The following is a 23448-nucleotide window of genomic DNA, read 5'->3' as shown; positions in this document are numbered from 1 at the left end:
TTGGGAACATTATGGCAGCATTTAGTTCTTTGACAGACAAGCTCTCCGGCGCGTTCAAGCACCTGAAGAGCAAAGGTAAGCTTTCCGAATCCGATATCGACGGCACCATCCGCGAGATCCGCCGCGCCCTGCTCGACGCCGACGTGGCGCTCGACGTGGTCCGCTCCTTCACCGCCCGCGTCCGCGAGCGCGCGCTCGGCACCGAGGTCTCCGAGTCCCTCAACCCCGCGCAGCAGGTCGTCAAGATCGTCAACGAGGAGTTGACGGACGTTCTGGGCGCCGGCGTGGACCGCCCGCTGAACTTCGCGAAGAATCCGCCGACCATCATCATGCTCGCCGGTCTTCAGGGTGCCGGTAAGACCACGCTTGCCGGCAAGCTCGGCTACTGGCTGAAGGATTCCGGCCATACGCCGCTGCTGGTCGCGGCCGATCTGCAGCGTCCGAACGCGGTGACGCAGCTGCAGGTGGTCGGCGAACGCGCCGGCGTTCCGGTGTACGCGCCGGAGAAGGGCGTGCAGTCCGATGGCGGCGAGGATGTGATGGTTCCGGGCATGACCACGGGCGATCCGGTGAAGGTCGCGCGTGATGCGGTGGAGCTGGCCAAGCAGAAGCTGTATGACACGGTGATCATCGATACCGCCGGTCGTCTCGGCGTCGATGAGGAGCTGATGAAGCAGGCCCGCGATATCCGCGATGCCGTGCAGCCCGATGAGATTCTGTTCGTGATCGACGCGATGATCGGTCAGGACGCCGTGCAGACCGCCAAGGCCTTCGATGAGGGCGTCGATTTCACCGGCGTGGTGCTTTCGAAGCTCGATGGCGATGCCCGTGGCGGTGCGGCGCTGTCCGTGGCGTCCGTGACCGGCAAGCCGATCCTGTTCGCCTCCACCGGTGAGGGTCTGAAGGACTTCGAGGTCTTCCACCCCGACCGTATGGCTTCTCGCATCCTCGATATGGGCGACATCATGACGCTTATCGAGCAGGCGCAGAAGCAGTTCGATGAGGAGGAGGCTCGTAAGGCCGCCGAGAAGCTGTCCGAGGGTTCCTTCGGTCTGGATGATTTCCTCGATCAGCTGCAGCAGGTGCGTAAGCTCGGCCCGATGAAGAACCTGCTGGGCATGATTCCCGGCATGGCCGCGCATCGTAAGGAACTTGAGCAGTTCGATGAGCGTGAGGTCGATCGTACCGAGGCCATCATCCGTTCCATGACGCCGGCCGAACGTCGCGATCCGAGCATCATCGACGGTTCCCGTCGCCGCCGTATCGCGTTCGGTTCCGGTGTGACCGTCTCGCAGGTGAATGCGCTGCTGCAGCGTTTCGAGCAGGCTGCGAAGATGATGAAGCGCGTGTCGAACAACAATGGTGGCGGACTGCCTGGATTCGGTGGCCCCGCCATGGGTAAGAAGGGTAAGAAGGGCAAGAAGAAGAAGGGTTCCAAGTCCGGTAATCCGATGAAGCGCGAGGCCGAGGAGAAGGCATTGCGCGACAAGCTGGCCGGCAAGCCCTCCGGTGGCAATGGCGGTTCCGCGTTCGCCAAGAAGCCGCAGAATCCGGCTCTGCCCGCCGGTCTGCAGGATCTGATGGGCGATGCCGATGAGAACGGTATGCCCGACCTGCCGCCGAATCTCGGTGGCGGTGTCGCGGGCTTGTTCGGTCGCTGATCGACCGCACGGCCGTAACGTATGGTAAAGCCGGATGGGGAGTCGCTCTCCATCCGGCTTTTGCATACCCCGCATTCCGGGCTTACGGCATTCCAGGCTTCCCAGACATTCCATGCATTCCAGACGGGTCGCCCGTACGCCGAAATCACCCATATCGTTCCCCTTCGGGCCGAGAACACAGATACCACACAAGCGAGCCGCTAGAATACCCAAAGGCGTGCGGCGAGAACCGTCCGCGCATTCCAACCGACTGGGGGTTGTATGACGATCGTGCTTGCGGTGCTGGCCGTACTGCTGTGGTGCTGGCTGCTGCTCAGCTGCCTGCCCGCCGGGGTCGAGGCCCATTTGCCGATGCCGTATCTCATCGCGCTGGTTCCGCTGCTGTGGGTGCCGTCGCTGGTGTTGGCGGCGGTGTCCGCATACTGCGGGGCGTGGGGGATGACGTGCGCGTTCCTGCTGGCCGCCCTGATGTCGGTGGCGCGTCTGTGGCCGTACTGGCTACCGAAGCGCAAGCGTGGAACATCCCGTGAAACATCTTCGTCGGTTGATGATGACCAAACCGCCGCAGCCGGAACGCTGCGCGTCATGACGGTGAACTGCCGATTCGGCCGCGCCGACGCGGAAGCCATCGTGCGCGAGGTGCGCGAACGGCATATCGACGTGCTCGCCACCCAGGAAACCACCGCGGGGCTCGTCTCCCGCCTGCGTGAAGCGGGCATCGACGACGTCCTCCCCTACCATCAGTCCGGCGACGACAAACCCACCGACAACGGCGGCTTCAACATGCTGTTCTCACGGTTCGCGCCAAACCGTTCCACCGCCAGCGCAATCGAGATTCCCGCGGCGGACGTGCCGTCGATGACGCTCGACCTGCTGCCCGAACCCGGCGGCACGGGAGCTGGCGAACCGCACCATGTCACGTTCGCGTCGGCGCACCCGAAGTCGCCGATGCGCGGGTGCCCGGAATGGTCCCAAGGCATCCGGGCCCTGGGATCGGTAGCGAAACTCGTCGCGGACGACCCGCAAGGCATCGCCGTGGTGATGGGCGATCTCAACTCCTCCATCGAACACCCCAGCTTCCGCGCCCTGCTCGCCTCCGGTTTCCGCGACGCGAGCCGCACCCAGGCGACCCGGTTCACCATCACGTTCCCCAGCTGGCTGGTATGGCCGCACATCGAACTCGACCACATCCTGTTCACCCCGGGCCTGCGCCCAAGCGGCGTGGAATCCTTCATCGTTTCCGGCACCGACCATTACGCGCTCACCGCCACGCTCACGCTCAGCTGAACCGCGCCATCGTCGCGCCATCGCCGCGTCATCGCGACGCCACCGGGCACCCGCGCCCACGTCCGCCCCCACGCGCTATAATAGGCCAGTTATTCACGTGCGCGTGGCGCCCTCTACACCCCGTGCCGTGAGGAACGAGTGGGTTTCGGATTCCGTGCCCCACACAGAAAACGAAACGCACACCCCTACATATAAGGAGAGCCATTTTGGCAACCAAGATTCGTCTGAAGCGCATGGGTAAGAAGTTCTACGCGTTCTACCGCGTGGTGATCATGGATTCCCGCCAGAAGCGTGACGGCCGTGCCATCGAAGAGATCGGTACCTACAACCCGAACACCCAGCCTTCCACCATCGTGATCGATTCCGAGCGTGCTCAGTACTGGCTTGGCGTCGGCGCCCAGCCGACCGAGCAGGTGAAGAAGCTCCTCCAGATCACCGGCGATTGGCAGAAGTTCAAGGGCATCGACGGCGCCGAAGGCACCCTGAAGACCGCTGTGGCCGGCCCGGATGCCGCCGCTCGCGTCGAGGCCGTGGAAGCCGAAGCCCAGAAGCTCAAGGCCGCCAAGTCCGAAGCCGAGGCCAAGGCCAAGGCTGAGGCCGAAGCCGCCGCTGCCGCCGAAGCTGAAGCTCCGGCTGAGGAAGCCGCTGAAGAAGCCCCGGCTGACGCCGAGTGAGCTGAGCCCTAGCGCAAAGCAAACGAGAAAGGCTGACTGATCATGCTTGAACAGGCTGTGGAGCACCTTATTAAGAACATCGTCGATTTTCCCGATGATGTGTCGGTGAAGTCCCGCGAGAACGCGCGCGGCGAAATGCTTCGCGTACGCGTGAACCCCGAGGACATCGGCCGTGTGATCGGTCGTTCCGGCCGTACCGCCAATGCGATTCGCACGGTGGTGCAGGCGTTGAGCGACCACAAGGTCCGCGTCGACATCATGGACGTGCGCCGCTGATTCCACGTCGGATCGGCGCCTCATCCGTACCGATGGGGTAGACTGCACAACATGGCAGATCAGAACATGCATGAGAACCCTCAGCAGCGTGAGCTGCTGAGGGTTTGTCGTATCGGCCGCGCCCAAGGTATGAAGGGCGAGGTCACCGTACAGGTATTCACCGACGAACCGGAATGGCGTTTCGAGCCCGGTTCGGAACTGTTCTCGCAGGACGGCGAACAGCGGTATGTGGTGGAACGTTCCCGTACGTTCAAGAACCGATGGATCATCAAGCTTGAAGGCTGCGACGACCGTGACGCTTCCGAAGCGTTGAACGGCCTCCAGCTGTACGGCGAGGCCGACGATCCGGAGGAGATGCTCGAAGCCGACGAATGGTATCCGAAGGATCTCATCGGCCTTGAGGCGCGTATGGAGGAAGACAACGAAATCGGCGCGCCCGCCGGCAAGACGATCGGCAAGGTGGTCGATGTGATCGACTCCCCCGCCCAGTCGCTGTTGAAGATCCGTTTGGCGGAACCGGTCGAAACCGGTACCGCGTCCGACGGCACGCCGATCGTGGAGAAGACCGCGCTGGTGCCGTTCGTGGACGAACTGGTGCCGCAGATCGACCTGGAGGAGGGCTATCTGACGCTCGACCCTCCGGGCGGTCTGATCCCCGGCCTGTGACGCACGGCGAAGCCCGTATCAGGCGGCTTCGCCGGTCACCTTGTTCAGCAGCATATTGACCGCGAGATCGGCGAGATGCGCGGCGATGGGCGAAAGCTCCCAATTCTCGCGCCGGACCAGCGCGAAAGTGTCGTAGATCGGGTACTGCAGGGTCGTGACGTGGATGTTCGACGGGAAATGCGCCGATTGCGCCACGGCCTGCGGCACGATCGAATCACCCAGTCCACGCGAGACGAGCGACATCGCCGCATCCACCGATTCGACTTCGATGTCGGGTTCCAGCGTCACACCGAAACGCTGCGCCTGCTGGGTGAGCTGCAGTCGCGTCGGATCCTCCTCGCCGTGGCGGGCATCATAGAGGATCAACGGTTCCTTGGGCATGTCGATCGGGCTCATCGGCTGCACGCAACGTTCGGGCTTGCTGCTGGCCCACAGGATCTCGTGGCGCATCAGCGGCTGGATGTGCAGGCCCTCGGTCGGCACCGGCAGGCAGAGCAGCCCGGCCTCAAGCACGCCGTTGCGCACGGCGTCGGCCACTTCGAAGGAGTTCTGGCCCAGCAGCCGGATGCGCACGTTCGGATGCGCTTCGCGGAACACCGCGGCCAGTTCGGAAAGATGATAGTAGTTGGCGTTCTTCAGGATGCCGAACGACACCGTGCCGCCTTCGCCGGTGCTCAACGCGGTCAACGCGCTGTCCGCCCCCAGTTCGGCGTCGAGCAGGCGCTTCGCCCACGGCATGAGCGCCTGGCCGGCGGTGGTGAGCACCAATCTTCGCCCTCGGCGTACGAACAACGCCATGCCGTATTGGTCCTCCACCTTGCGCACCAGTTCGGAGACCGTCGGCTGCGTAAGACCCATGTATTCCGCGGCTGCGGTGAAGGATCCCAGCGTCGCGGCAAGGTAGAACGCTCGTATCTGGGTAATAGTCATAGGTTAATCCTATGGGATACGAAGGATATCCACCTCTTGTACGATACATAACTTGCGCTTAAGGTGAGCCGTGTTTTCAGCAATCGTCCAAGCGACGCCACAAGCACGAGAGGACACCATCATGGCATTGGCACAGCACACCGCAACACGAACCGCAGCACGCACCGCGACCGCCGTCGAATCCGCGGACGCTTCGAGCCTCGAATCGCAGCCCACCCGAATCGAACACGACTGCATCGGTTCCATGGCGGTTCCCGCCAACGCCTACTGGGGCATCCACACCCTCCGCGCCATCAGCAACTTCCCCGTCTCCGGCATCACCGTCAGCGACCATCCCGAAATCATCCACGCCTACGGCAATGTGAAGCGCGCCTGCGCACGCGCCAACCGCGAGCTTGGCGGCATCGACGCCTACCAGGCCGAACTCGTCGACCGCGCCTGCGCCGACGTGATCGCGGGCAAACTCGACGACCAGTTCCCCATCGACGTGCTGCAGGGCGGCGCCGGCACCTCGACCAACATGAACGTCAACGAGGTCATCGCGAACCGCGCCCTGGAACTCGGCCACTACCCGCGCGGCGAATACGAGATCATCCACCCGAACGACACGGTGAACAAGTCGCAGTCGACCAACGACTCCTACCCCGCCGCCGCCCGCCTCGCGCTCATCGACGCCTCGCGCACCCTGATCGACAGCACCCGCAAGCTCAGCGCCTCGTTCTCCTCGCTGGCGCAGCGCACGATGACGGTGGTCACGATCGGCCGCACGCAGCTGCAGGACGCCGTGCCCATGACCTTCGGCCAGGAGTTCGGCGCGTTCGCCACGCAGCTCGGCTCCGACGCCGCGCTGCTCGAAAGCCAGCATGAACCGCTGAGCGTCGTGAACCTCGGCGGCACCGCCATCGGCACGGGCATCTGCGCCGACGTGCGCTTCCGCAATCTCGCGGCCAAGCATCTCGCCAAACTCACGGGTCTGCCGATCCGCCCGGCCTCCGATCCGGTCGGCGCGACCAGCGACGTAAGCGATTTCGTCACCCTGTCGGGCGTGATCAAGCGCACGGCGCTGCACTTGGGCAAGATCGCCAACGATCTGCGCCTGCTGGCCAGCGGTCCGCGCGCCGGCCTGTCCGAAATCCAGCTGCCGGCACGTCAGGCCGGATCCTCGATCATGCCGGGCAAGGTGAACCCGGTGATCCCGGAATGCGTGAACCAGACGGTGTTCATGGTGATGGGCATGGATACCACCGTTTCCTACGCGGCGGAGGCCGGACAGTTGCAGCTCAACGCGTTCGAGCCGGTGATGCTGCACGCGATGCTCGACGGCATGCATATGCTGGCCCGCGCGATGGATACGCTGCGCGAACGTTGCGTGAACGGCATCAAGGTGAACAAGGAGGTCGGCATGGAGGAAGCGATGCGCTCGTCCTCGCTGGCCACGTCGCTGGTCGATTACGTGGGCTATGAGAAGGCCGTGAAGATCGCCAAGGATGCGTTGGAGAAGGGCATTACGGTGCGTGCCGCGGCCGATCGCGACGGCAGCATCCGCCCGGAGATCCTCGATTCGATCCTCGACCCGCGCGACCTGACCCGCGTGTACTGACGCGCATAACCGAACCACACGTGGGGTGGCGGCTGCGGACCGGCCGCCGCCCCACGTATTCCTGCACTCCGGTTACTCTGGGAAACTATGAGAATCGACATCGTTTCCGTGTTCCCCGAGTATTTCGACGTGCTGAACCTGAGTCTGTTCGGTAAGGCGCAGACCAAAGGCCTCATCGAGGTGAACACGCATAACCTCCGCGACTGGACGCATGACGTGCATCATTCCGTGGACGATACGCCGGTGGGCGGCGGCGCGGGCATGGTGATGAAGCCCGTGGTGTGGGCGGAATGCCTTGATGAACTGCTGGGGCCGGATCTGCGGGAGCCGGTTCCGGTCGATGATTCCGACGAATCCGATACAGCCGAAGCGCCTGAACCTGCCGACGCAACCGAACCGACCGAATCGACCGATGCTATGGAAACCGCGGACACGACCGCGAAACGGCCGGTCCTGATCTTCCCGAACCCTTCCGCTCCCCTGTTCACCCAGCGTGACGCCACCGAGCTCAGCCGCGCCGACCATCTGCTGTTCGGCTGCGGGCGTTACGAGGGGTACGACGCGCGTATTCCCGACTACTACCGCATGCGCGGGGTGGATGTGCGCGAATATTCCATCGGCGACTATGTGCTCAACGGCGGCGAGGTCGCCACGTCGGTGATGCTTGAGGCGATCACGCGCCTGATTCCGGGATTCATGGGTAATGCCGAGTCGATCGTGGAGGAATCGTATACCGGCGACAACGCCCTGCTGGAACACCGCCAGTACACGAAACCGGCGGAATGGCGCGGCATTCGCGTACCCGACGTGCTGCTCTCCGGCGATCACGGCAAGGTGGACCGGTTCCGCCGCGACGAGGCGCTGACCCGGACGAACGAGATCCGCCCCGATCTGATCGAAGCCCTGGATTGCCGGAAGCTCGACAAGGCCGACCGCAAAACCCTTATGGCGCTCGGCTGGGAGGTCAGCGCCGAGCACCCGCGCAAACGCTAAGCCTTGCCTGTCTCAGAACCGGGTCAAACCCCGACAACAGCCGGAAACCGCCGCTTCCCCATCGTCTATTCCGTGCTCTCCTGCGCCGATTCGATGTAGAACACGGCGGTTTCGCCATAGGAACGCGACTGGGTGATCTCCCAGCCTTCGGGTGCCGTCGGTTCGTCGGACCGGGCGGAACGTTCAAGCATGATCACGCCATGCGCATCCACCCATCCGTTGGCGACCAGATCGGCCAGCAGCTGGTTGCATGCCTCGGTTTCGAACGCGTACGGCGGATCGATGAACACCACGTCGTACGGCGCGTCGGCGGTTGCGGCGGCGAGCGCCTCGGCTTTGCGCACCAGCACCCGGGCGCGCAGGTCGGCCGACCATGACCGGTTGCGTTTCAACTGTTTCAGGGTTCCGGCGACCAGTGCCGCCGCGGGTTTTGAAGCCTCCACGGCCACCAGTTCGCGGGCGCCACGGCTCAACGCCTCGATACCCAACGCGCCGGTGCCCGCGAACAGGTCGAGCACCCTCGCATCGTCCAACACACCCCACGAGTCCAGGTGCGAGAAGATCGCTTCCTTCGTGCGGTCGGTGGTGGGTCTGGTCCCCTGCTTCGGCGTCGCCAACGCCACGCCTTTGAATCGTCCTGAAATTACGCGCATACGCCTTAGCCTAGTTGCTAGTCAGGAAGGCCTCGTTGCCGCGCGTGAAATCGAGTACGGCGCCGGCGAGCTGTTTGCTGCCTTCCAACTGCGGATCCTCGGCCAGCAGTCGTTCGGCGCGGGAACGCGCGTCGACGATCAGATCGGCGTCCTGCACCACGCGCAACAGCTTCAGGCTTGAACGCATACCGGACTGCGTGTCGCCGAGCACGTCGCCGGCTCCGCGGAATTCCAGGTCGGCCTGTGCGATCTGCGCACCGTCGAGCGAATCATGGATGACCTGCAGTCGCGCTTCGGCGGGCGATCCCGCTTCGGCGCGGGAGATGAGGAACGCCCAGCTGTTGGTGCCGCCTCGCCCGACACGGCCGCGAAGCTGATGCAGCTGGCTCAGCCCGTACCGGTCCGCGTCGAAGATCACGATGCAGCTCGCCTGTTTGACGTCCACGCCGACTTCGATCACGGTGGTGGAGACGAGGACCGGCGTCTTGCCGGACGCGAAATCGGCCATGACCTGCGTTTTGACCTCATCCTTGTCGCGGCCGGTGAGCGTGGCGAACTTGATACCTTGGAATTGCGGCAGTTTCTGCAATCGTTCCGCGATTTCCGCAACCGTATGCAGCGGCGGGCGCGCCTGCGCCTCCTCGCCGTCATCGATCGCATACGGGTCGAGCGCCATATCGTCGTCGGTTTTGCCGCCTTTTTTGCCGTCGGACGTGTCGTCAATGCGCGCGCACACGATGTAGGCGCGTTCGCCCGCGTCGATATGCGAACGGATATGCGTGAACATGCTCGCCATGGTGCGCCCATCCTCCTCGTTGATGACGAAGGTGCGGATCGGCTTGCGCCCGCCCGGCAGTTCGGTGAGCCAGGAGATGTCGAGGTCGCCGAACCAGGTCATGGCGGCGGTGCGCGGAATGGGCGTGGCGGTCATGATGAGCATGTGCGGCGTACTGCCGTCGGCCGGCTTGGTTTGCAGGCTTTCGCGCTGTTCCACGCCGAAACGGTGCTGTTCGTCGATGACCACCAGCGCGAGGTTGGAGGCTTGGAACGTCGAGGAGAACGCCGCGTGCGTGGCGACGATGATGCCGGGCTCGCCGCTGGCGGCCATGGCGTGTGCCTTGCGACGGGCGGCCAGTTTCATGCCGCCGGTGATCAGCGTGACGGGTATCGGCGGCGATTCCAGACCTTGGGTCAGCGTTCGGATGGTTTCGGCGTGCTGTTCGGCGAGGACGAGCGTGGGCGCGACCAACACGGCCTGATACCCGGCTTCGACGGCTTGCAGCATGGCGGCGAGTGCCACCACGGTTTTGCCGGAGCCGACCTCGCCTTGCAGAAGGCGCTGCATGGGGTGGTTCCTGGCCATGTCGCTGCGGATGCTGCCGATGACTTCCCGTTGGCCTTCGGTGAGTTGGAAGGGCAGTGAGGCGATGAACCGGTCCACCAGTCCTTCACCCTGATCGTCGCCTCCGTTGCCGGCGCAGACGTGCGCCGGTGTGGTGCCGCTGGCGTTGCGGGCCTGCAGCAGCGCCGTCTGGCAGATGAACGCCTCCTCGTAGCGCAATGTGCCGATGCCTTTGTGGAAGGCTTCGACGGATATGGGGTCGTGGATGGCTCGGAAGGCTTCGGCGCGATGCATGAGGCCGCGTTCCGCGCGGATGTGTTCCGGGAGGATGTCGGGGATGGCTTCGCCCAGGGCTGCGGCGAAGCGCTGCTCGTCTTCGGCTTCGAAGCCTTGCAGCGGGGTTCCCGCCGAGGCCAGGTCGACCGTTTCCCGGCCGCCCAGCATGTTCAGCAATCCGACGATGGTTTCGTGGATGCGATCGCTCGACAGTCTCGCCGACGCGTGGTAGACGGGGCGTGGGCGGCAGACATGATCCAACCCTTCCTTCACCGAAGCCACGTCGTAATGCCGGGTGTGCGTCTGGGTCGGCTCAGCCGCGACCGGCTGTACGTCGAAAGACCGGATTTCGGCGGGCGCGACGGTGACGATGTCGGGATGTGTGAATTGCAGCTGCCCCATGTATTCGCTGGGCATGCCGCTGACGATCACCTGCGTGCCCACGGCGAGCCGCATGGCCATCCAATCGACGTACCCTCTGCGGTTCGAGAAGAACACGAGCCTGGCCATGCCCGCCGGCATTCCCCGGGTGGCGGCGAAGGCGGAATCCTCGACGACCGCTTCGAGACGGTACCCCCGTCGCGCGTTCATCGGAATCACGCGGCTTTGCGTCACGACGGCGGCGAACGCCATGGCCGTGGCCGGACGCGCCTCCCTGATGGCTCGCGGCGGCACCGGGTCGCCCACGCGGAACGGATAATAGGTCAGCGCATCGCCGACGCTGACGATGCCGAACGATTTGAGCGTGGATACCCTGCGCGTATTGCTCAGTAGCGAACCAATGGGGGTGTCCAACGAAATACTCATACGTCCCATACTATCCATACCCATACTGGCTTCCGCGCCACCGTCCCCCGGCGCTCGGCACGGCCTTGCCCAAGCGCCCCGGATCTCACTTATGCGCGCAAATACAGCAAAACCCCGCCGAGTCGGAACTCGAACGGGGTTTCAACGCGATGTATCTCGCACTCACGCGACCACGCGCTGAACCTTGCCGGCCTTGAGGCACTTGACGCACACGCGGACGCGAACGTTTTCGCCGTCAACGGTGGTGTGCACCGGCTGGAGGTTCGGGCGGAAGGTGCGCTTGTTGCGGATATGCGAATGGGACACGGTGTATCCGACCTGCGGACCCCTGCCACACACTGCACAACGAGCTGCCATGATGGTCTCCCTACGTTTACATTGACTTGCAAGTCTGCGTAATCCAGACCGCACGTTACCGAGCGGCTGAACACACAACTTCTCAACTATACAACCACCCCAGACAATTGGCAAATGGCCGGAAGGACATGGACTCGGGACATCACCGCACATGTTCGTTCACAGCGCAAGCTCCCATCAAGCTTCCAGTTTACGGACTTAGAATCCTGAACAATAACTTGGGATAATCCGATTATTCTTCGACATGTCATCAAGGAGGATAGTATGCGACTCGGCACGATCATTCCCCGACGCAATGGCGGCAGCGCAGCCGATAAACCCACGGTGATCTCGTTGGGACAGGTATGGATGGACGTCATGCTGGACGTGGACGAAATGCCACAGGCCGGCGATTTCGCGATGACCAGCCACACCAAGCCCACACCGGGCGGCAGCTACCGCATCCTCGACGCGGCCAGCCGCATGGGCGTCAAAGCGCAGCATGCCGGCGTGATCGGCGACGGCGTTTGGGCGACGGCGATCAGGATGCTTCTGCGCCGCAACGGCATCGACCATATCGGCATGAACATCGACGACGAGGATTCCGGATTCCGACTGGTGTTCCAGGACGAGGACGAGCGGAAAACCTACATCGCGCATTACGGCGCGGAGGCGAGCGGCGACGAGCACACCTTCGACGCGATCAACCCTCCCCACGGCGCCGTGGTGCATATCGGCGGCAACACCCTCATGAACCAGACGGCTGCGGGCCTCGACGCGTTCATCCGCCGCGCGGGCAACGATCCACGCAAACGCGACTGGACGCTGGTGCTCAACTCCACCAACGCGCTCAATCAGGTGAGCGACAAGATGATCGAGGATCTGGTGCTCGCCCGCCCGATCTGGTCATGCAACAGGCAGGAGGCCGGCACCCTCGCCGACAGGCTGGGCGTGCATATCGACGAAAGCTCCACGATGACGGTGGGCGGCGGATTCGACAAGACGATGAAACTGCTGTGCGAGGAGCTCGGCAACGCGCTGCGCGCGCCGCTGGTGGTCCGCGCCGGGTCGAGGGGCGCCTGGGTGCGTCAGCCGGGCGGCCAGGTGGAGCATATCGAAGGATTCCCCACCAAGGCGGTGCATACGCGTTCCGCCGGGTCGTGCCATACGGGCGTGATGTGCGCCATGCTGGCCAAAGGCTGGTCGCTCACCGATGCGGTGCGCATCGCCAACGCGGCCGCGTCGCTCGCCATCAAGAACAGCGATTACGGTGTGCCGGTATGCCCCAGCTACCAGGAGGCGATGGCGCTGCTGGAAGCGCAATGACACCCGGTTCGGCCAAGCGACCGTAGAATAACGGTGTACGCAAGCTGAAGGGAGCGATCGTGGGCAATATCATCGATTACGCGCGCGAGGAGCAGCGTTCGTTCGAGGAACTCCCGTTCAACGAGGTGGACGCTCTGATCCTGGCGCAACTGGCGTATGAGGATATTCCCACGCTCGTCCCCGATCTGGACGACGAGCGCAACGCCTACGGCACGTTCTTCGCCAGGATGCGCAATTTCAAACCGGACCGGCATCATCCGCTCCAAAGCGCGAAAACGCTGTTCCATGCACCGTTCTCACCCGTCACCCTCAAGCAGATGGATGAGGTGCTGCACGGCGGGGCCGACGTCGCCTGCCAACATCAAGTGCATGCCGTCAACTTCACCGACCCCGCGATCACCCATTCATTCGTGCGCACCGTGGCCGGCAATCCCCGATTCTCCGGCCTGCATGTGGGCGCGTTCGCGGAACGCTTCGACGCCGACGAGCAGACGCAGACGGCGGCGCTCACCTTCATGCTGCCCGACGGCACGCTCGTCCTCTCGTTCCGCGGCACCGACGATTCGCTGGTGGGTTGGAAGGAAGACTTCAACATGGCCTTCCAATACCCGGTCCCCTCCCAGCGGATGGCAGCCGAATACGTGTGCGCGGTGGCGAAACTCTGGCCCGGCAGCATGATCCTGACCGGGCATTCCAAAGGCGGCAATTCCGCCGTGTACGCGGCGATGGAAGCCCCGGAGGCGGTACGCAAGCGCATCACTGCGGTGTATTCGCTGGACGGCCCCGGATTCCCCGAATACGTGGTGACCGGCGAACGCTACCTGTCCACGGTGGAACGGGTGTCGAAAATCGTACCTGACTCCTCGATCATCGGCATGGTGTTGGAAACGCCGGAACCGTGCGTCGTGGTCAAAGCCGACTGCGAAGGGCTGATGCAGCATTTCGCGTTCGCCTGGCAGGTCGACGGCGACGCTTTCGTGCGCGTGAACGACATCGCGCCCAGCTCCCACGAGTTCAACTCCTCGTTCAACCGTTGGATGACCGGTTTGAGCCGTGAGGAACGCGAACATGCGGTGGACGCGCTGTTCCAAGTGATCCGCGCCAGCGGAGCCACCACCTTCTCCGGGCTCATCGCCTCGATGCCGCTCTCGTTGCCGAGCATGATCGGCGCGATCGTCGGTCTGACCCCGGACGAACGCAAACACCTGTTGGAGGCCATGCGCATGCTGGCCGCGGCCGCCACGGCCCGAAATCGAAATATCACCAGATAGTCCCAACAGCTAGTAGTATTGATGTCTAGTTATCGAAAAACATCGAACGGACAATTGTCAAAGGAGCAACGATGCCCCGTCCTCGCCTTGATTGCGACACGCCTTCAGCCATCCAACGCATGATCGACACCTTCTGGCAGCTGCTCAGCGAACGCAACTACCGGAGCATCACGGTCACCGACATCGTACGCAGAGCGAACGTGAACAGAAACTCGTTCTACTACCATTTCAACAAGCTCGACGAACTGGCCTACCGCGCCATCCACGATGAAGTGAACCGCTCGCCGCTGGTGCAGAGCGGCGGCGCCGGCAACGTGCCGGACCTGCAGCATTGGCGCAGGCACGTCGGCGAACTCATCTCCACCGATGAGGAACGCAAACGCACGAGCCGCCTGACCATGATCGTCGGCCCGCACACCGACCCCGTACTGTATTCGGCCTTCCACGACAACGAGCGCGAAGCCCTGCTGCTTGTACTGGGACTCGCGCCCGAGGATGTGGATTCACGTACCGATCTGATGCTCGACTTCATCATCGGCGGCATCATGGGCATGCTGAGCCGCTGGCTGCAGATGAACGAAAATCGCGACACCAGCCCCTTGGCGGATGATGACGCCACCGCGCTCGCCGTCCGCGTCTACGCCCTGCTGTTGGAGAACTGCCTGCCGACCGGGCGGAAAGCCGCGCACTGATTCCGTAGGCCCGAGTCACGCGGATCGCGGGAAACGCGGGATCCTCGGGAACCGTGGAAACCGCGAGAAACCGCACGCACCGCACATATACAGTGGAGGGTCGCCCGAAATTCGGACGACCCTCCACTGTTGTTTCCGCTGTATGTTCAGCCGACTCAGCGCAGCACGCCTTCGATCAGGCGCGTGATGAGCTCGGTGTAGCCGATTCCGGACGCCTCCCAGGCCTTGGGGTACATCGAGATCGGCGTGAATCCCGGCATCGTGTTGATCTCGTTCACCATCACCGTGCCGTCGGGAGTGACGAACGTGTCGACGCGGCTCAGGCCCGCGCCATCCACCGCCTTGAACGCGCGGCGGGCCACGTCGCGCACATCCTCCAGCACGCTCACCGGCAGGTTCGCGGGCACTTCCACATGCGATGCGGAGGAATCCATGTACTTGGAGTCGAAATCGTAGAACTGGTCGTCGCCCTGATCGCGGTGATCCAGCACGATCTCGCCCGGCCAGCTGACCTCGGGCTCGTCGCCCGGAGCGGCGCACAGCACGGCGCATTCGATCTCCCTGGCGTCGATGCCCTGCTCGACCAGCACCTTCCAGTCATGTTTGCCGGCCTCGGCCACCGCGGCACCCAAAGCCGCAATCTGCGCCTGCTCATCCTCGACCTGATCGACCTTGGTCACACCGAAGCTGGAACCCGCGCGGGACGGCTTGACGAACAGCGGGTAGGCGAGCTTGGCCGCCTTCGCCGCCTCGTACGCCGATTCGCCAGTGGCGGTACGCGCATCGACCATGATGCCGGGCGCGGTGGGAATGCCCGCGGAATTCAGCACGATCTTGGTGTAATGCTTATCCATGCACGCCGCGGACGCGAACACGCCGCAACCGACGTACGGCACGTTCATCATTTCCAGCAGACCCTGCACGGTGCCGTCCTCGCCGTACACGCCGTGCAGTACGGGGAACACCGCGTCGATATGGCCAAGGGAGACCACATGACCGGGCTGGTCGGGATCATCCGCGAAGAAACCATCCTGGCCGAGGGAAACATCCAGCGTGACCGCGCGCGAACCGGGCGTGGCGACGACTTCCGGCAGGGCACCGCCTTCAAGGCTCCAGCCGCGCGGATCCTCACCGTCGACGACCCACTTGCCGGCCTTGGTGATGCCCACGGGAACGACGTCGAAGCGTTCGGAATCAATCGCCTTCAGCACGCCGGCTGTGGAGATGCAGGAGATGGAATGCTCGTCGGCACGACCGCCGTACAGCACCATGATGCGTTTCTTAGCCATATTCTTCTTGGTCCTTTCACTCGGCGGTGATATTACCGTCGAATAGTTGCGCCAGCATGTCGGCGCAGGAGATGCCTTCCTCAAGTACACGGTTCATGGCGTTGGCCAGCGGCGTGGGCACGCCGTACTGTTCGCCGAGCGCGACCACGGCGGCCGTGGTCGGCACGCCTTCGGCGACGCCGTTGCTGACCTTGGCCGCCTCATCGGGGGTCAGGCCCTTGCCGAGATTGGCGCCGAAGGTGTAGTTGCGGCTCAGCGGGGAGCCGCAGGTGGCGATGAGATCGCCCACGCCGGCGAGACCGGCGAAGGTCTTCGGATCGGCTCCGGCGGCTTCGCCCAGCGCGGTGAGCTCGGCCAAACCACGGGTTTCGATCATGGCGGCGGTGTTCTCGCCGTAACCGGCGCCACGGGCCATGCCCACGGCCAAAGCCACCACGTTCTTCAGGCTGCCGCACATTTCCAGGCCGATGACATCGGTGGTGACGAACGCCTTGAAATAGTCGGTGGTGCAGGCGCGGGCGACTCTTTCGGCGTTGGCGAGATCGGCGCATCCGACCACGGTGGCCGCCGGCTGGCGCACGGCGATCTCCTTCGACAGGTTCGGGCCGGACACGGCGGCGAAATGCGCGGCATCCAGGTCGAGCGATTCGCGCACGACCTCATCCATACGCTTGTTGGTGCCGCGTTCGATGCCCTTCATCAGGCTCACCACGATCGCGTCTTCGGGGATCAGTCCCTTGAACTCGGTGAGCGCCACGCGGGCGAACTGCGCAGCGATGGCGACCACGACGATTTCGGCGCCACGGACCGCTTCGGCGCGATCGCCGGTCGCGGTCATATTGTCCGGCAGACGGTCCACGACCGGCAGACGCACGGCATTGCGATGATGGTCGCGGATGCCTTCCACGATCTCCGGTTCGATGGCCCACATGGTCACATCATTGCCCGCGTCGGCGAGCACCTGCCCGAAGGCGGTGCCCCATGCTCCGGCGCCCAGCACGGTAACATTCGTCATTTGTCCACTTCCTTATCCTTGCGCGTGGATGGTTCGATACGTCGTTCCGCAACCCATGCGATGCCGACGCCCGGCCGTAACGGCCCGACGCCACGCATGGCCACGGAATCAAGTTCAGTCGGTGACCCGCTTCATCGTGCGGAAATCCCAATACCCGTCCGGTGCCTTCTCGCCACGGATCTCCTCCATGATCTGAGTCATGCGCACGCGGATGCGGCGGGTGAGTTCGTCGGCGTCCTCGGCATCCGGCCATTCGCCCCACGAATCCTGATGTTCCAGCAAATCCGCATAATCGAGACGGGTGTCGTAGCACATCACCACGTTCTTGCGTGGCCACGGCCACAGATGGTTGATGCTCGCGGCGCCCCACGTCACGGCGCAGAACAGCGGAATCTGCTTGCCGCAACGGCGCGACGCCTCCAAGGCGATCATGCCCACGCCGTTCTTCATGCTCATCGGCCACTTCTGCGGGTCACGGGTCACCGTGCCTTCGGGCCATACGGTGAGCGGACGCCCGGAGGTGAGAATGTCGACGGAGGTCTCCTCGATCGCCCGCGCCTGGCCGCTGCGGCGGCGGACCGGCTGCATGCCCACGGCCTGGAACCATTTGCCGATCAGCGGCCATGTCGCCATTTCGGCTTTGGCCATGTACCTCGGGCGGCGGCCCTGATGGAACAGCGAAACCATCGGCACGAACACGTCGTACATGGTCACATGGGTGGCTGCGGTGATGAACGGACCGGTTTCGGGGATGTTCTCCAATCCCCATGCGCGCACCTTGCTGCGATTGTGCAACACCACGTCGCATCCGGTGAGCAGACGCCTGGTCACCTTGGGATTCTGCGCGGCGATCTCCGCTTCATTGACGGTGCGCGGCTCGTTGGGCAGATCGTGCAAGGGTTCCACGAGATGATGATGCTGCGCGAGCTTCGCTACCTGCTCGTCGCTCAACGGTTTGACCGCCGAACGCGGCGAGGGTTTTCCTTTGGATGCCATGCCTTCTATTGTGCCCCACACGGTGCCCTAGCGGGCGACCGATTCGATTCGTCGATTCGTTCGCGGATCCGCCATGCCTGCGCATCGATCCGCACAATGATGAGGGCCCGTACCGCAACGGCACGGGCCCGGAGAATATCCGTCAGTCGAAATCCGCGCCCAACGCTTCGAGCTTGCCGCGGAAGTCCGCGTAGCCGCGATCGATCAGGCTGATGCCATGCACGTCGGACGGGCCCTTGGCGGCCAGTGCGGCGATGAGATGGCTGAAACCGCCACGCAGATCCGGCACGTCGATGTCGCGCCCGGTGAGCGGGGTCGGTCCGAAGATCACCGCGGAATGCTTGTAGTTGCGCTGCTGGAAACGGCACGGCAGCGATCCGAGGCATTCACGGTACAGCTGCACGGTCGCGCCCATCTGCACCAGCGGCTTGGTGAAACCGAAACGGTTCTCGTACACGGTTTCGTGCACGATCGACAGGCCCTTGGCCTGGGTCAGCGCCACCACGAGCGGCTGCTGCCAGTCGGTCATGAAACCGGGATGCACGTCGGTTTCGATGGCGACGGGCTTCAGATCGCCGCCCGGATGCCAGAAGCGGATTCCCGAATCGGTGATGTCGAATTCGCCGCCGACCTTGCGGAACACGTTGAGGAAGGTCATCATCTCCGGCTGGGTGGCACCCTTGACGAAGATGTCGCCGTGGGTGGCCAGCGCGGCGGAAGCCCAGCTGGCGGCCTCGATGCGGTCGGTCAGGGAGGTGTGCGTGTAGCCCTTGAGCTCCTTGACGCCTTCGATGCGGAAGGTGCGGTCGACGTCGACGGAGATGATCGCGCCCATCTTCTGCAGGACGGCGACCAGATCCATGATCTCGGGTTCGGTGGCGGCACCGGAAAGTTCGGTTTTGCCTTCGGCCAGGACGGCCGCGAGCAGGGTCTGCTCGGTGGCACCCACGGAGGGGTACGGCAGGTGGATCTTCGCGCCGTGCAGACCGTGCGGTGCGGTGATGTGGATGCCGTCGCGATGCTCCTTGTTCACGTCGGCGCCGAGCTTGCGCAACGTGTCCAGATGGAAGTCGATCGGCCTGCCGCCGATGTTGCAGCCGCCGAGCGCGGGGATGAACGCCTCGCCCAGTCGGTGCAGCAGCGGGCCGGAGAACAGGATCGGAATACGCGACGATCCGGACAGGGTGTCCACGTCGGCCACGTCGGCCAGATTGACGTTGGTGGCGTCGATGGTGACGGTTCCGTTATTGCCGTCGAACGCCACGTCAACGCCGTGCAGACGCAGCAGGTCGGAGACCACGTACACGTCGCGGATCTCGGGAACGTTCTTCAGGACGCTCGTACCGGGTGCAAGCAGCGCGGCCACCATGGCCTTGCTGACGAAATTCTTCGCGCCACGCACCTTAATCGTGCCATTCAGCGGGCGGCCGCCTTCAACGTGCAGCACGTCTTCTTTGTTCTCAGCCACGAATCAACCTCTCTTGCGTTTGCAGTGACTCCAAAACACTGCTGTCTAGTTTGCCATATCTCATGTGAGTACGTCGTGAAATACGCTGAACTCGTCAGCGCTGAGCGCAACATCACAGCATACCCTGCCGCCGGGAGTTCCGAACGCTTCCCGATTCGCGGCGCCAAGCCGCATGACCCGACCGATCAGACGGTGCCCAGCAGGCCGCCGAACAGCACGATCAGCAGCGCACACGCCTCGAACGCGAAGAACATGATGAACGAAGCCCAGCTGCGGGTCAGCACGTTGAGCGGGGAATCCTTCTTGATCACCACAAGCAGGCCGATCCAGACCACGATGAACGCCGCGACGGCGAGACCAGCCGCGATGATGCCGAGATTCGCGGCGTTGGCAATCGACGAGGACGAGCCGTACACCACATACGTGGAATACCAGAAGTCGAAGCGCAGCAACGCGAGTCCCGCGATGAACTGTTCGGCGGCGAGCGCGAGCGCGAACAGGATGCGCCACAGCCAATGCGCGGAGTCGACCACCGCCAGACCGAGGCAGGTCAGCGCGGCCAGCGTGGCCGTCCAGGAGACGAATGCCATGCCTTGCGGCGTAAGCATGCTGAAATGCTCGATCACCCACGCGGTGTGCCCCACGGCGAGCATGCGCCCGGCACCGTACGGCACGACCACCGCGACGAGTACGCCGATGATGTACGCGATCCACCGCTTGGGGTGCGATTTGCTGCGTTCGATGTCGGCCAGGGAGAGCTCGGTTTCGGGGATGGTGGGGTCGGGATGCTTCGATACCTCCACGGTCTCGACCTTGCCGCCGATGATTTCCGTCGCCTCGTTGCCCGAACGGGTCGTTTCAGCGTACGCGTTGCCGTCATGCGTGGTTTCAGCCATGCCGCCCCCGAAGATCTTGAATCGTCTGTTTTCTTCCAGCATAGTATTGCCTCCCGCTGGAAGCCGTGCGTGAAACATGGTTACGTCGAACACCATGGCGGACTCCTTATGCAGTGGTCACGCTATGCACGAGACAACAATGGGCACGGTTACAATTGACGCCGAAATCACGATATGGCGAGAGCAAAAACATGCTAAAGCGTGGACGATGTTAGAAGGTTTGTTGCAATGCTAATCCTATTGAACTTCCTGTGGACGATGGCAGCCTTCGCTCTGTTCCATTGGTCAAAGAGATTCAAAGGCACGGGCTGCGGCCCATACATGAAATGCACCCACTGCCGTTTATGGTATCAGGCGTGCGAAGTGGAATGCCCCACTTGCTGCGTGAACGGCCATGCCGCAAAGCGATCGACAACGATTCTCCCGTGGACCAACTCTTTGGACGAAATAATCTGGCATATGACAACGTCCTGACGGAGAACAACCGTGTGAATGCATCGAAAAGGAACGCTAAGATCCTCCGCTACCTCGCCATCGCCCGCTTCTTCGTTGTTATGGGATTCTTCGGAATTACAGGACTTTGCCTTCAGAACAACTGCGTGGGTTTCGACGCCTACAACGGAAGTAACGTTAATCACCGTTACGATGTGTATGTGACCCTCATAGGCTGGTTCCTTTACGAAATCACATCATCGTTCTATCTTCTGGGCGATGGTTCGGCCACACGGCAAGGGCCTGGCGCTCTGGCATCCCCTATCGCTCAACGTTTTGCAAGCCCGTTCTATGACAGCATGGAATGGGTTCTTCAAGGCAGACGCCATGCAACAGTTGCGGCAATGTGCGTTTATGCTGCGGCTGGGGTTGCGAATCTTGCCATTGTGACCATTTGGCTCTACCTAGGCATATACCCCTCGCACCCGGTCACCGGTTCCGTTGGCGAATCTGGTGTCGCTCTGCATATTCTGATGCCGGCTGCCGGAATGTACGCAATGAACATTATGACTTTGTTCGTCGAATCGCACGTTGGGTTCATGGTCGAGGAGCCTCAGCTCAATGTTCCCGAAGGCGGCTGGCGGGCATCCTCCACACCACCCATGCTCCGATAATCTTAGTCGCGCAATGTCTGAAGCCACCGTCAAGTGTCGTCCGAAAACGGAAGAGGCCGCGAACCCTTGGTTTTCCTTGGGTTTCACGGCCTCATGCGTGGAGCGGATGACGGGAATCGAACCCGCGTAATCAGTTTGGAAGACTGAGGCTCTACCATTGAGCTACATCCGCGTTGCCCCTGGCATCGCGTACGCGATGACGAAAGACGTGTGCCATTATACACAAGGTTCGGGCAATACGCCCACATCGGCGGTGCGAATCGTGTGAATGGCACCGTCCTGGGTGCGCAGATCCAGCGACGCGTCGGCGTTCAGGGCCACCGCTTCACCTTCCATTTCAGTGCCGTCGACGAAATGCGCCACGGCGTGGCGGCCCAGCGTATAGCAGATGCGTGCCGTCTCATCGTGCGCCCGCCCGGCTTCGCGCACGCGATCCGTTTCGAGATGACGCAGCCTGGCGCCGAGCGATGCGGCGATATGCGCGGCGATGATGTCGCGCAGCGTTTCCGGGGCAGGCAGCGGCGCGTAATGCAGTTGCAGGGATGTGGATTGCGATGTGGGCAGATGCTCGGCGGGAATGGCGAGATTCAAACCGATGCCGAAGATGATGGCGATGCGGTCGGGGCTGGGGTCGCGGTCGGGGTCGCCATCGCGCTCCCCCGACCCGCCACCCTGCTGCAGGGGCGCCATTTCGGAGAGGATGCCGCCGAGTTTGCGGCCGTCGAGGAACACATCGTTGGGCCATTTGAGCATGAATCCACTATCCGTATCCTGACCGATGCCGTGGGCAATCGGCGTTGCGCCGCACTCCCCCATCGCTTCGCGCAATCCGTCGACGGCGGCGAGGCCGGCGGTCATCTGCAACCAGCCGTTGATCGACGCGTCCGTGGCCAGCGAGCGCGGCACCGATGCCACGAAAGTGACGATGAAGGATTCGCCGGGGCGGCTCACCCACGCGTGGTCGAGTCTGCCTCGCCCGGCGATCTGCACGTCGGCCGCGATGACCGCGATTTCGTCGCAGCCCGGCCGCAGATCGCCGTTGAGCAGGAGTCTGCGCGCCTCGCTGTTGGTCGAGTCGATGCTGCGGTAGGCGATGACACGGCTCGCCGCACGTTCGGTGCGAGGCATGGTCGGGGCCGTCTCGTCGACTGTTTCGTCTGATGCCAAGGTTGCAGGCACGTCCGCGTTCATGCTCATATTCGTACGCTCGTTATCGTTCATCATTCCGGTTTTCCGTTTCGTCGTTCCATCCGTATCGTTCCGGCCGTTTCGGCTATTTCGACCGTTCCAGCCGTTTCAACCGTTCCAGCCGCTCCAAGTCGCGCTGCATTTTGCGTCTACTCATCGCATACCCGCAGCATGGCCATCGCGGACGCGATGGGCCCGTCATGCGTTAGGGAGATATGGAAGGCGAATACGCGGGCATCCGCATCGACACCGCCGTTCCCGCCCGCACAGCCCAGCGAACGCCGGACCGCTTCCGTAACCGCGTCGGAAAGCGCGACGCGCGGGCAACCGTGCGAATCGTCGAGAATCTCCACCTCACGCCACGGGAAATCGTCGATGGTATACGGGTAATCACCGGCACCGGCACGCGCCGCCACGCCGGACGGCAGTTGCGCGATCGCCTCGCACCACGCTTTGAGCACCGCCTCCTTGCCCGCCCATCGGGCGGCCAGATGCACGGCTTCGCCATCGTTCTTCACGCGCGCGCGTTGCGCCGTCTGCCGCAGTTCGCGGGCGGAGAACAGGCCGCGCATGCGCGAACCCGGCTCGCCTAATTGCCGAGCGAACGCCGTGACGTCCACCACATCATGCCCGAGTCCCATCAGCTCCATATTCCGCTGCCTTTCACCCGTTCCTACCATTCCTGCCCATCCTACTGACT

The 23448-nt window shown here is 63.2% G+C and carries 22 protein-coding genes and 1 tRNA gene; 11 read left to right on the top strand and 12 right to left on the bottom strand.

The features are described 5' to 3' along the window. The first annotated feature begins 11 nt into the window (after positions 1–11). The 5 genes from ffh (at position 12) to rimM (ending at position 4564) form a co-directional block, all read left to right on the top strand. Complete coding sequence (ffh, locus tag KIH75_RS03800; RefSeq protein ID WP_219055471.1) at positions 12–1661, top strand: signal recognition particle protein; 1650 nt, start codon at positions 12–14, stop codon at positions 1659–1661. Positions 1662–1922: 261 nt separating this feature from the next. Further along, positions 1923–2948 carry an endonuclease/exonuclease/phosphatase family protein gene (locus tag KIH75_RS03795; RefSeq protein ID WP_219055470.1) on the top strand — a complete coding sequence of 342 codons (1026 nt, stop codon included), beginning with the start codon at positions 1923–1925 and terminating at the stop codon, positions 2946–2948. Between the two features lie 206 nt (positions 2949–3154). Continuing rightward, entirely contained in the window at positions 3155–3622 is a 468-nt protein-coding gene (rpsP, locus tag KIH75_RS03790; RefSeq protein ID WP_033523357.1) for a 30S ribosomal protein S16, read from the top strand. Positions 3623–3664: 42 nt separating this feature from the next. Beyond that, positions 3665–3898 carry an RNA-binding protein gene (locus KIH75_RS03785; RefSeq protein ID WP_003827435.1) on the top strand — a complete coding sequence of 78 codons (234 nt, stop codon included), beginning with the start codon at positions 3665–3667 and terminating at the stop codon, positions 3896–3898. A 51-nt stretch (positions 3899–3949) separates the two neighbouring features. Further along, a complete protein-coding gene (gene rimM, locus KIH75_RS03780; protein ID WP_219055469.1) occupies positions 3950–4564 on the top strand; it encodes a ribosome maturation factor RimM in 615 nt (204 codons plus the stop codon). A gap of 18 nt (positions 4565–4582) precedes the next feature. On the opposite strand, the gene KIH75_RS03775 is transcribed toward rimM, so the two are convergent. Then, complete coding sequence (locus KIH75_RS03775) at positions 4583–5494, bottom strand: LysR family transcriptional regulator (protein WP_219055468.1); 912 nt, start codon at positions 5492–5494, stop codon at positions 4583–4585. Positions 5495–5615: 121 nt separating this feature from the next. Here KIH75_RS03775 and KIH75_RS03770 point away from each other — a divergent pair, with 121 nt between their 5' ends. Both KIH75_RS03770 and trmD read left to right on the top strand, forming a co-directional pair. After that, the gene (locus KIH75_RS03770) at positions 5616–7094 is read left to right on the top strand and encodes an aspartate ammonia-lyase (RefSeq protein ID WP_219055467.1); all 1479 of its coding nucleotides are present in this window, start codon (positions 5616–5618) and stop codon (positions 7092–7094) included. 87 nt (positions 7095–7181) lie between these two features. Then, positions 7182–8087, top strand: a complete 906-nt coding sequence (trmD, locus tag KIH75_RS03765) for a tRNA (guanosine(37)-N1)-methyltransferase TrmD (RefSeq protein ID WP_219055466.1) — start codon at positions 7182–7184, stop codon at positions 8085–8087. Positions 8088–8152: 65 nt separating this feature from the next. Here trmD and rsmD read toward each other — a convergent pair whose 3' ends face one another. The 3 genes from rsmD to rpmB all read right to left on the bottom strand — a co-directional run bounded on the left by rsmD (position 8153) and on the right by rpmB (position 11522). Beyond that, positions 8153–8740 (bottom strand): 16S rRNA (guanine(966)-N(2))-methyltransferase RsmD, encoded by a 588-nt coding sequence (rsmD, locus tag KIH75_RS03760; protein ID WP_219055465.1) that lies wholly within the window; start codon positions 8738–8740, stop codon positions 8153–8155. 10 nt (positions 8741–8750) lie between these two features. After that, on the bottom strand, positions 8751–11165 hold the full coding sequence (locus tag KIH75_RS03755) for an ATP-dependent DNA helicase RecG (RefSeq protein ID WP_219055464.1): 2415 nt from the start codon (positions 11163–11165) through the stop codon (positions 8751–8753). Between the two features lie 162 nt (positions 11166–11327). Then, entirely contained in the window at positions 11328–11522 is a 195-nt protein-coding gene (gene rpmB / locus KIH75_RS03750; RefSeq protein WP_219055463.1) for a 50S ribosomal protein L28, read from the bottom strand. A 264-nt stretch (positions 11523–11786) separates the two neighbouring features. On the opposite strand from rpmB, the gene KIH75_RS03745 reads away from it, so the two are divergent. The 3 genes from KIH75_RS03745 to KIH75_RS03735 all read left to right on the top strand — a co-directional run bounded on the left by KIH75_RS03745 (position 11787) and on the right by KIH75_RS03735 (position 14790). Next, positions 11787–12827, top strand: coding sequence for a PfkB family carbohydrate kinase (locus KIH75_RS03745; RefSeq protein ID WP_219055462.1), 1041 nt, complete (start codon positions 11787–11789; stop codon positions 12825–12827). A gap of 59 nt (positions 12828–12886) precedes the next feature. Next, positions 12887–14098: a DUF2974 domain-containing protein gene (locus KIH75_RS03740; RefSeq protein WP_219055461.1), complete on the top strand. Its 1212-nt coding sequence runs from the start codon at positions 12887–12889 to the stop codon at positions 14096–14098. A 71-nt stretch (positions 14099–14169) separates the two neighbouring features. Beyond that, a complete protein-coding gene (locus KIH75_RS03735) occupies positions 14170–14790 on the top strand; it encodes a TetR/AcrR family transcriptional regulator (protein WP_219055460.1) in 621 nt (206 codons plus the stop codon). Positions 14791–14945: 155 nt separating this feature from the next. Here the strand turns inward: KIH75_RS03735 and KIH75_RS03730 are convergent, their stop codons facing one another. From KIH75_RS03730 to KIH75_RS03710, 5 genes are all read right to left on the bottom strand, one after another. Beyond that, a complete protein-coding gene (locus KIH75_RS03730; RefSeq protein WP_219055459.1) occupies positions 14946–16079 on the bottom strand; it encodes a D-alanine--D-alanine ligase family protein in 1134 nt (377 codons plus the stop codon). A 16-nt stretch (positions 16080–16095) separates the two neighbouring features. Further along, entirely contained in the window at positions 16096–17094 is a 999-nt protein-coding gene (locus KIH75_RS03725) for an NAD(P)H-dependent glycerol-3-phosphate dehydrogenase (RefSeq protein ID WP_219055458.1), read from the bottom strand. 114 nt (positions 17095–17208) lie between these two features. Next, the gene (locus KIH75_RS03720; protein ID WP_219055457.1) at positions 17209–18090 is read right to left on the bottom strand and encodes a lysophospholipid acyltransferase family protein; all 882 of its coding nucleotides are present in this window, start codon (positions 18088–18090) and stop codon (positions 17209–17211) included. 142 nt (positions 18091–18232) lie between these two features. Next, entirely contained in the window at positions 18233–19558 is a 1326-nt protein-coding gene (gene murA / locus KIH75_RS03715) for a UDP-N-acetylglucosamine 1-carboxyvinyltransferase (protein WP_219055456.1), read from the bottom strand. 185 nt (positions 19559–19743) lie between these two features. After that, a complete protein-coding gene (locus tag KIH75_RS03710) occupies positions 19744–20454 on the bottom strand; it encodes a hypothetical protein (protein ID WP_219055496.1) in 711 nt (236 codons plus the stop codon). A gap of 251 nt (positions 20455–20705) precedes the next feature. Between KIH75_RS03710 and KIH75_RS03705 the strand changes: the two genes are divergently transcribed. Beyond that, positions 20706–21560, top strand: coding sequence for a hypothetical protein (locus KIH75_RS03705; RefSeq protein WP_219055455.1), 855 nt, complete (start codon positions 20706–20708; stop codon positions 21558–21560). Positions 21561–21658: 98 nt separating this feature from the next. Here KIH75_RS03705 and KIH75_RS03700 read toward each other — a convergent pair. From KIH75_RS03700 to KIH75_RS03690, 3 genes are all read right to left on the bottom strand, one after another. Further along, positions 21659–21732: transfer RNA gene (locus KIH75_RS03700), tRNA-Gly, on the bottom strand. Between the two features lie 44 nt (positions 21733–21776). Continuing rightward, on the bottom strand, positions 21777–22784 hold the full coding sequence (locus tag KIH75_RS03695) for a biotin--[acetyl-CoA-carboxylase] ligase (RefSeq protein ID WP_236028022.1): 1008 nt from the start codon (positions 22782–22784) through the stop codon (positions 21777–21779). 113 nt (positions 22785–22897) lie between these two features. Beyond that, the gene (locus tag KIH75_RS03690; RefSeq protein WP_219055454.1) at positions 22898–23398 is read right to left on the bottom strand and encodes a holo-ACP synthase; all 501 of its coding nucleotides are present in this window, start codon (positions 23396–23398) and stop codon (positions 22898–22900) included. Positions 23399–23448 lie beyond the last annotated feature (50 nt).

The organism is Bifidobacterium pongonis, from assembly GCF_019331805.1.
Classification (GTDB): domain Bacteria; phylum Actinomycetota; class Actinomycetes; order Actinomycetales; family Bifidobacteriaceae; genus Bifidobacterium; species Bifidobacterium pongonis.
This window is presented reverse-complemented; position numbering and strand designations above follow the sequence as displayed.